Source organism: Colwellia sp. BRX8-4, from assembly GCF_014077345.1.
Lineage (GTDB): Bacteria > Pseudomonadota > Gammaproteobacteria > Enterobacterales > Alteromonadaceae > Colwellia_A.
Window position 1 is genome coordinate 1 of record NZ_JACGVS010000048.1, and the last position, 3,920, is coordinate 3,920.

3 protein-coding genes and 1 pseudogene are annotated in these 3,920 nt (G+C 37.9%); 3 read left to right on the forward strand and 1 reads right to left on the reverse strand.

Annotated features, from left to right (window positions below; translation table 11 throughout):
* Positions 1-1,108: 1,108 nt before the first annotated feature.
* From H4J56_RS19240 to H4J56_RS19250, 3 genes are read left to right on the forward strand one after another with little or no spacing between them, the layout of a single operon-like run.
* A complete protein-coding gene (locus tag H4J56_RS19240; protein WP_182215103.1) occupies positions 1,109-1,564 on the forward strand; it encodes a c-type cytochrome in 456 nt (151 codons plus the stop codon).
* 17 nt (positions 1,565-1,581) lie between these two features.
* A complete protein-coding gene (locus H4J56_RS19245; protein ID WP_182259808.1) occupies positions 1,582-2,970 on the forward strand; it encodes an MBL fold metallo-hydrolase RNA specificity domain-containing protein in 1,389 nt (462 codons plus the stop codon).
* A gap of 16 nt (positions 2,971-2,986) precedes the next feature.
* The gene (locus tag H4J56_RS19250; RefSeq protein ID WP_182259809.1) at positions 2,987-3,439 is read left to right on the forward strand and encodes a universal stress protein; all 453 of its coding nucleotides are present in this window, start codon (positions 2,987-2,989) and stop codon (positions 3,437-3,439) included.
* A gap of 250 nt (positions 3,440-3,689) precedes the next feature.
* Here the strand turns inward: H4J56_RS19250 and H4J56_RS19255 are convergent.
* A pseudogene (locus H4J56_RS19255) lies at positions 3,690-3,920 on the reverse strand (transposase); the annotation flags it as partial.

Genomic DNA, 3,920 nt, shown 5'->3' on the forward strand with positions numbered 1-3,920 from the left:
TTGCTACATACTGAGTATTGTTAATAACGAGTACGTAATGTTGATAACAACTACTTCATGTTGATACGAGCTCCGACTGACTAATACCAGTCCGTCATGTAGATAACAATCCGTCATGTTGATGACAACTCCGTCATGCTGATACCACTCCGTCATGTTGATGACAACTACGTCATGTTGATACCAACTCCGTCATGCTGAATTCATTTCAGTATCAGCATGGCGAAATGACAACCTAAAATCGAGCTTTCATGTGTTACACGCATAATGTCTGATATTGATCTCTTCAGATCACTTTTACTACAAAGACGACCTATCTTAATTTTAATAAGTAGTCCGCTTAGCCACCACAGCGGTCGTTCATCATCTAATAATTAAAGCTTACTTTGATAAGTATTGCAGAAGTTAGCTTTTGGTTTTTCTTTAGGTAGACTGTTCGCTCAGGCTGTGTGAAAACACTCAGCTTACAATTTTTATGCAACGCTATGTAAATTCAAAGGTAGTTTGACACCAAACTTACTACAGATTTAAATCTACAGAGCCTTTTGTCGTTGATATTTTCAAATTACGCAAGTTCAAAATAGTTTTCACACAGCCTGCGCTATCAGTTGACCTTAATATTTATGTATTAAAGGTTCGTTAAGCTTTTCTGCACTTATTGGTTTGTTAGCTGGCATTCACCCGGCAAAAAGTGCCGCTAAATTAGCCCCCATAAAAGCGCTGCGCACTGAATGATTTATTCAGTGTTATCGGATAGACAAAGTTATTTACCTACTTTATTCATAAGCTGTTAGTTTTTCATTAACGTCTACATCATTGATCTATATCAACGTCCTTCCAAGAAAAAATAGAATCCTCAAGTAAGAACAACTAGACTAAAAATCAACCTAATAGTGGAAAGCGCTATGTGTAATTTTTTTGGAATCATCTGCTTTTTAACTTGTACTGCTATCCCAGAAGAGTCTTTGATATCACCAGAAAAATGCTTATCTATACAATTTGTAGATATCAATAAGCAAGAAAAAATTCTAATACTAGTGTGACTTTACTCATGGTTTTGATCAGCGCTTTAATTAATTCAACTTAAAAAAGTAATTAAGGAATAACAATGAAATACATTCTATTCACTTTACTTATCGTTTTGTCATTAACGCTATTCAGTTGTGATAAAGGGGTTGATTCCCCACGAGGATTTAGCCTGCCTAAAGGTAATATTGAAACAGGTAAAACAGTTTTCTTAAAGTACCAATGTTTAGCGTGCCACACACTAAAAGGTGTTGAGGACTCCAGTATTGTAAAACAACAAGATATCTCTGTTTCCCTTGGGGGTGAGAAAACTAAAATCATAACTTACGCTGAATTAGTTACTTCAATAATTAATCCATCTCATAAATTCTCCAACCCGCATTCGCCTAAGCTAAGAACACCTGAAGGAAAATCAAAGATGAAGGTCTTTAACGATGTTATGACCGTGACAGAGCTTATTGATTTGGTGTCCTTTTTACAGCCAAATTACACATTAAAACCTTATCAACAAACCAGATATCCGTATTACCCACACTAATCCTTATGGGAGCTAAAATGAATATTAAATTTTTCGGTGCCACTCGTGAAGTCACGGGTTCTTGCTATTTGGTGCAAGTAAACAACAAAAATATACTTATTGAATGTGGGATGTTTCAGGGCTCTCATGAGCATGAAAAACACAATCACGACCCCTTCCCTTTTGATGTTAGTGAGCTAGATGCGGTGATCGTCAGTCACGCACACCTTGACCACACAGGTCGATTACCCATGCTCATAAAAGAAGGTTTTCATGGTTGTATCTATACTCATAATGCCACGGTAGATTTATGTAAAATTATGCTCCTAGACTCAGGCTATATTCACGAAAAGGAAGCCCGCTGGGAAAATAAAAAACGTGAGCGTAAAGGTTTAACATTAGTAGACCCCCTTTATACGAGAGCAGAAGCGGAGACAACCTGTCAGTATTTTAAAGGACTTACCTATGATGCCGAGTTAGAAGTATGCCAAGGCGTTAAACTCACCCTTAGAGATGCGGGTCATATTATTGGTTCGGCTATTGTTGAATTAGCACTCACTGAAAACGGCGTCAGTAAAAAGATTGTCTTTAGTGGCGATTTAGGCCATAAAAACTCCCCTATTTTACGTGATCCGTGCACGATTAAACATGCTGACTTGGTCATTATGGAAAGTACATATGGTGACAGATTACATCTTAGTTGGCAGGATACTTGGCAAGAAATGGGTAATATTATTGCTAATGCTAAAAGTAGTAAAGGCAACATATTAATTCCTGCTTTTACCGTTGGCAGAACACAAGAGTTACTTTATGAATTTAAGCAACATTTTGAGGAATGGCAATTAGGTGACTGGCAAATTTTTCTCGATAGCCCTATGGGTATAAAAGCCACTAACGTTTATGCCAAGCACCGCGAAGTTTACGATAAGAAAGCAATTGATGTCCAACTACAAGATGATGGGATATTTAATTTACCTAACTTGCATATGTCAGAAACAACTGAATATTCGATGAAAATAAATCAAATATCTTCAGGCGCCATTATTATAGCGGGTAGCGGCATGTGTACAGGGGGGCGAATTAAACACCATTTCAAACATAATATTTGGCGTGAGAATGCTCATGTGCTTATTGTTGGCTTTCAAGCTAGAGGAACATTAGGTCGATCGCTTGTTGATGGCTGTGAACACATAAAGTTGTGGGGAGAAAAGGTACAAGTTAAAGCAAATATTCACACCGTTGGCGGATTCTCTGCACATGCTGACCAACAAGGCTTACTTGAGTGGTATCAAGGCTTCGAAAACAAACCACCTGTAGTTCTCGTACATGGGGAAGTAGAAGCCATGGATATACTTGCGCAAAAATTAAAACATCAATATCAAGTTGATGTTACGCAAGCAAGCTATAAGCAAAATATTATTATTTAAAATAAAGGAGAAATTAATGTATAAGCATATTTTATTTGCCGCAGAACTTAATGAGACGAAGAGTTATATCGAAGATAAAGTCACGCAACTACAAGAACTCACTCAGACAAAACTGAGTGTTATTCATGTAGTTGAGCCTATACCAAACGCTTACTATGCTGGTGTATACGGTACTATGCAGGGTTTGGACCCCATAGATAGTATAGGAACTACTAGAGCACTAGCAGAGCGTGCCAAAGAGATACTTCAGCCTTTGGCTAAAAGGTTCAATATTCTAGAGCAAGATTTGCATATACCAATAGGACATATTAGTGGCGAAGTCTTTGCTTTTGCAGAGAAAGAAAACGTTGATTTAATTATCACCGGAAGTCATGGTGTACATGGCTTGCAATTACTACTAGGATCTACCTGCAATGCTATTTTACATGGGGCAAAATGTGATGTCTTAGCCGTGCGTTATCTAGAATGATTATTACTATGCCACCCATGATAATTCTCCGCAGTAATGATTATTGCTATGCCACCCATGATAATTCTCCGCAGTAATAATGCTCTAAAACAATGCTATCCATTGGCCAACAACAATGCATGTATTTCATCTTGTAAGTCTTTGTATATCGATTTTTATAGATGTTGACTAAATGAGTGAATTTCAGGCAAGCTTTACTTCTCCCCCAAGGTAGCTGTATTTTTCTTGCTGTTTTTGAATGTAGTTAAATTTACGCGCTATTCAAACAAGCTTGAGCATTTGCTTTCCCGTGTGCGCGCTTTAACCCCACGTGCTCAGTAAATTCACACAAATGCTCTGCGGTACCCACCGCACCAGTGAATATACCTTCAAAGTTTGTGGTGAGTTTGAGCCAACTGTCATCGCTGATGTGAAGTCTTGACAGTATATTTGCGGTTTTGTTATCGATAGCGCCTCGTTTGTCTGCTCTTATTACGCGACC